Below are 5,248 nucleotides of genomic sequence, written 5' to 3'. Positions count from 1 at the left end.
ATTGATTTCTTGCCTCAGCCATAAGGTAGCTATGCTTTAGCGCGTTAACAAGTTCATTCAAAACACCAGGGAAAGAGTCATACTCCCCAATGAACTCGTCAATAGTCTCTTGACCTATAACTGTTGGCTTACCGTTCCTAAATAATTGCCCCCATCCATCAACCTCGATTTTTCTCGACAGCTCCACCTCTTCCCCTTTGAGGATGCAATAGGACGCCATCACAAGGTCATCCACAACCCTCTTCATCGAGACTAATGTTGCTTCCAGCTGGAAGTGGTAATTCTGAATATCTCCATCGACAAATAATTTAAGTAATTCAAGCCATTGAAAATCGAGACGTTGAAGTCTCGTAGATATCCATATCGATGCCAGCTGCCCATTAATTAAGCCTGGAACAGATGGGGGGCGAGGTACGCATAAAGGTTCCACTTGAACGATCCGTGGAATCTGGTCTCTTGGCTCGTTACTTTGATACACGACATGGATCTGGTGCACTGCGAAAACCCTCTTCCAAATAGAGAATGCCAGCAAAATGACAGTTTGAAGATAGATAGCCAAGCATTACCGAGGCTAGATGCGAGTCAAGCCCTTCAAGTAGAGGGCTACTCATACACCGGAGCAAATCAACTTTGACCACACTTTGACGGAATGCGAGACAGTCATCAGACCAAACCCTCGACGGGTGGGCGTCTGAGGCTTATTACGCGGCCAGCCCGTCAAACAAGCGCACCGTGGCCGCTGATACCCCTGACAGACCCCAGACGGATACGGCGCTTTCGGCCCGCCTACTTTTACCTGGCCTTTACCGAATCGCTGGCGAATGTGAGACAGGCATGAGACGGATTCGGCGAGCGTGGCCGCCTGAGAACCCGCGGCGCCCCCCCTGCGGGCGGGGCTCACGCATTAGATGCGGGGAAGAGCCGTATCACATCGCCAGGACACTTTGCCGCCGGCAGACGCAAACCACTTAAAGGTGATTCCGGGCATTCGCGGCGCCGGCGCTACGCTCTCTCGAGACCAGCAGGGAGTTCGCACTGAGGCTCGCCTCTCCAAAGAGCAGACCTAGGCAGCCCCCTGCCTTCAAAAATCATGGTCGCCAAATGCCTGCTTTTTCATAGAACGCCACTGCTCTATAGCCAATACAGATAGCTTCCTGATCGAAGTAGAATGGTAGCGGGGATGAAGGCAATATGACCGTTTCCGTTATCTAAAAAGTGGCAACTATGCTTGAGCAAATTCAAAGCTTTTCCAATAGCAGTTCTGCAATCATTACAGCACTTGCAGGAGTCGTCGTGATTTTGATCACTGCCTTGGTCAAGGCCCTGGAATTTTACGATAGCCACTTCGTACATAAGCGATACAAGCGTTTGAAAGAACTACGTAGTGATCGTGTAGCGGAGAGCCCATTTACTACGTATCTCGATGATGCAATCCAGCTTGAAGGGTTTCACATCGCTTCGGGTATTCGTGCCAGCTCCGTGAAGGCAGCTGCGTTGCTGAAGCTCGCCCAGTTGGGGCTTTGGGATAGGAGGCAGATCCGCCAAGTCGCCAAATACTTGGTCATTACTCCAGAGAACCCCACACCTTTTGTCAGAATCCGGCGCTCAGACGTAATTGGCGCTTGGGTCGGAATGCTCGCAGCTATGATATTCATGGCTGTTGGAGCTATCCTGGGCATCGCTGTCATGTTGAAAGCGGGGCCGCCTTATGGATTTTTCATTGGGCTTTGTCTCGTCTTTACGTTTACCTGCGGTAGCGCTTTATTCGCCACCGGATACAACGAATACAAGAATGCAAAACGTTTTGAACAGTATCTGAGCGCCCATCCTGAAACGTTCCTTCCGCCGCAAAATCGAGAATCAACAGTAGAGTAATAGGATCTTCCAAATAACTCTGAGTGACCATAGGTGCCACAGCATGGTCATGTGGTTTGTACCATGGAGGCCTGCGGCACTTTGACGGAATGTGAGACAGGCATGAGACGAAACCCGCGCTGGTTGCGCCGTCTTACGCTTACACCGTGCGGAGGCCGTCAAAGTTAAGGGCTTTCCATCTTATCCCCCTGACAGGCCCCTGACGGATTCTGGACAGGCTCTGGACAGATGTGGAGGCCGCGGATCATCCAAGTCCGCCCAGGAGCCAACGCCTGCGCCGGCCGGCGGCAGATCCGGTAGGAGACCGGATAGCTACCTAGTCCAGAATCGGGGAGAGCCGCGACGGTCATTTGCGTGACCAGTGGCCCAGGATCGCGCTAGGTAAACGCCTCCAGAATCCTTGACCAGCCTTGACGAAATTCTTGACAGGTCTTGACGGATTTATCTGATGCCACCAACAGTTGGATCGCTGAAAGCAACGCAGGACAAAGCTTTGCGGGCATTCGCGCAGATTGCGCCAGCGCCAGCCTCGTCAAGAATTCTAGAGGTACCCGTCAAGGTAATTGCTCGATCAATATTAAGGCTCTGTTGGCGGGATGGGGTGGTGAAATACCTGGCCGTACAAATGCTTAGCGCGCCAGGCAAGACTAGACAGGCCCTAGCCGGATTTTCGCCGACAACCAGAGCCAAGTCGCCCTTTTTGCGTGGATTCCAGCGCCTGCAACGTGACGCCCAGCAAACTGAGGATTGAAGCTCGTCTAGGGAATACTTGCTCGTCCGAAACAGTCACGGAGCTGGAGCGCACTGGAGGCTACACTCGCTAACAAGGTCACCGAGAACGGAGAGTCATAGATGGATTTTTGCAGCTTATGCGAGATCAATATAACCACTGAGAATGACTCGAAAGAGCACGTCATCCCCAATAGCATAGGTGGCAGAAGAAAAATAAAAGGCTTTCTATGCCGAAACTGTAACAGCACTACAGGTGATGAATGGGACACGGAGCTCAGCAAGCAGTTGAATCCACTGTGCCTAATATTTTTCATTCAAAGAGAACGAGGAAATCCTCCTTCGCAAACATTCAAAACCACTGAAGGTAGATCTCTGACACTTCACAGCAAAGGGGGAATGTCGCCATCTAAAGTAAGCTTTGAAGAATCGACAAGTGATGGCAAAACGAGCATTAGAATACTTGCCCGAGACATCAAAGAAGCCAAGTCAATTCTGCAGGGTGTAAAAAGAAAACATCCGACCATAGATATAGAAAAATTGGCTTCCGAGTTGCTGCCTACAGATGAGTACTTATCCGGAATGCTGGAATTTAACCTTGACTTTGGTGGCCCAAAATCTGGTAAATCGCTCGTTAAATCCGCGCTGGGCTTGGCGTACAGCGCCGGCATCGCATCTAACTCATGCGAGCAGGCTATCGAGTACCTTCGGCACGATGGCAACCCGTGCTTCGGCTACTACAATGAGCAGGAATTAGTCGAGAACCGCCCTATTAATACCCCCTTGCACTGCGTAGCCATTCAAGGAGACCCCGAATCTGGGCTTCTTCTGGGTTATGTGGAGTACTTTGGTATACAGCGAATGGTCGTGTGCCTATCAGAAAAATATACTGGGCGCGCCATCTCCAAGAGTTATGCGATTGATCCCATCACAGGGACAGAGCTTTCATTGAATGTTCGTATACCGTTGAGCCTGGAGGATGTCTACGCAACATACAATTATGAGAGATACGACCCAATCAAAATGCAACAGTGCCTTGAGGCAGTGATACCTGTTGCATTAGCGATGTCAGAAGCCAGAGAGAGAGATCGTGCTTTATCTAAAGCTGTTGAATTTGCGTTTCAAAACTGCGGTGCAAATAAAGGTGAAGCTTTAACTGACGATCAGTACAAAAAGCTTTGCCGATTGATAGCGGAAAAGCTCACTCCTTATCTATTAAGATATGAAAATTAATAGAGCAAAAAAACACGATGGTCCGATTGAAATCCCGGATAACCAACAGCCGGAGGAACGAAAGTGTCCGTTATTGATTGTGATTATCTACCAGCCGACAAGGTGGTGTTTCCGCCGGAACTGGCGCGGCTGATCGTCAGGAAGGCCAGCGCAATGGCGGCGGCATTCGAGGAACAGGCGCTCGACCAGCTCACGAAGGACGCCCGGCGCGCCCTTTTGCGGGGAACTGAGCCAAGGCGCGTAATAAGGGAAATGCGCTTGTAGGCGGAAAAGGGAACCGCCGGGGCCTCGGTAGTTTTTCAAGTACCTGCCATACCGGAATGGGAGCCCAGGCTATTTACGGAGAGTCCCGGACAACACCCTTTCGCGAAGCACCCCATGAATGACCACTACCCTGATCCGGGGGGGGCTGGTGCGGGGGAATGGCAAGAACTCCTCTGTGTGGTGGAACTGCCGCACGGCGCCAGCAACATCGCCGCAAAAGTGTGGCGATGGCTCCTCACAAGTGAGGAGCGAGATAATCGGGCCACTCTTGGACTGATCCATCAAAGGAGTGGTGGTGATGACCACACCTTTGCACCGGCGGCGGGTTTATCAAGACGGCGTACCGTTCGTCGGGGATGGAGCAACGAACCTCGATAGCTTTTGCAGCCAGCGTGAAACGAGCCAAAAACGCCCCAGCAGCCAGCACCGTGTATCCCCTAGTGTATCCCTTGGAAAATAGCAGAAGGTCAAACCATTTATAAACGGGAACATTACCTCCAGGTTCAAACGGCGCCGGGCCAATACACACAAAAAAGCCCCAAGTCGAAAGACCTGGGGCTTTTTTGTAGGCAATTTTTTGCATGCCTCGCGTTTCAAGTATCCACAACCTCCAAATAATTGACCTGCGGTGTAAATAAATCTCTGCCCATTTCCCCCAGCGCCTTTCCAGGCAAACGATGCTCAAAATGTAGGAGCGGGCTTGCTCGCAAAGACGGGGTGTCAGCCAATACATGTATGACTGATACACCGCCTTCGCGAGCAAGCCCGCTCCCACATTTTTGGCCAAGTTGCTTTCAAGATTCCATTAAAAAGCCCACCACCGAGTAGTCGGTGGCGGGCTTTCTTTGAAGGCATTTATCGCTTCTGCAAGGCCTCCAACCGCGCCGGCAAGTCTTCCTCGGGGAAGCGCTCATGCAGCGTCAACAGCTTTTCATCCGCCGCTTTGGCTTGCCCCGCCATGCGCAGGTTCACAATCTCCTGCAGCCCTTCCTCCAACGAAGGCAACGCCAGCGGCGCGCGCTTACTGAGTTTTTCTGCCGGCTGATCGGCAAACGCACCGAGGGCTTCAGCCTGAACCAGCGCATGCTCAACTTTCGGCGCTGCTGCCATCCGCGCCATGGGCGCAGGCGCAGGCGCGGCATACATC

Annotated in this window: 5 protein-coding genes and 1 pseudogene; 3 read left to right on the top strand and 3 right to left on the bottom strand. The window is 51.9% G+C overall.

Going from position 1 to position 5,248, the window contains the following annotated elements; all coding sequences use genetic code 11:
- Positions 1-430 (bottom strand): hypothetical protein (locus tag FEM54_RS23670; RefSeq protein WP_205894424.1); only part of this gene is annotated, 430 nt, incomplete at its 3' end.
- A gap of 794 nt (positions 431-1,224) precedes the next feature.
- Here FEM54_RS23670 and FEM54_RS23665 point away from each other — a divergent pair.
- From FEM54_RS23665 to FEM54_RS23655, 3 genes are all read left to right on the top strand, one after another.
- Positions 1,225-1,875 (top strand): hypothetical protein, encoded by a 651-nt coding sequence (locus tag FEM54_RS23665; RefSeq protein ID WP_138453354.1) that lies wholly within the window; start codon positions 1,225-1,227, stop codon positions 1,873-1,875.
- Positions 1,876-2,727: 852 nt separating this feature from the next.
- Positions 2,728-3,837, top strand: coding sequence for an HNH endonuclease (locus FEM54_RS23660; RefSeq protein WP_138453353.1), 1,110 nt, complete (start codon positions 2,728-2,730; stop codon positions 3,835-3,837).
- A gap of 63 nt (positions 3,838-3,900) precedes the next feature.
- Positions 3,901-4,101: a hypothetical protein gene (locus tag FEM54_RS23655; protein ID WP_138453352.1), complete on the top strand. Its 201-nt coding sequence runs from the start codon at positions 3,901-3,903 to the stop codon at positions 4,099-4,101.
- Between the two features lie 235 nt (positions 4,102-4,336).
- Here FEM54_RS23655 and FEM54_RS23650 read toward each other — a convergent pair whose 3' ends face one another.
- Complete coding sequence (locus FEM54_RS23650; protein WP_138453351.1) at positions 4,337-4,684, bottom strand: hypothetical protein; 348 nt, start codon at positions 4,682-4,684, stop codon at positions 4,337-4,339.
- Positions 4,685-4,956: 272 nt separating this feature from the next.
- Positions 4,957-5,248: pseudogene (locus FEM54_RS23645) on the bottom strand (hypothetical protein); the annotation flags it as partial.

It is taken from the genome of Pseudomonas edaphica (assembly GCF_005863185.1).
Lineage (GTDB): Bacteria > Pseudomonadota > Gammaproteobacteria > Pseudomonadales > Pseudomonadaceae > Aquipseudomonas > Aquipseudomonas edaphica.
This window is presented reverse-complemented; position numbering and strand designations above follow the sequence as displayed.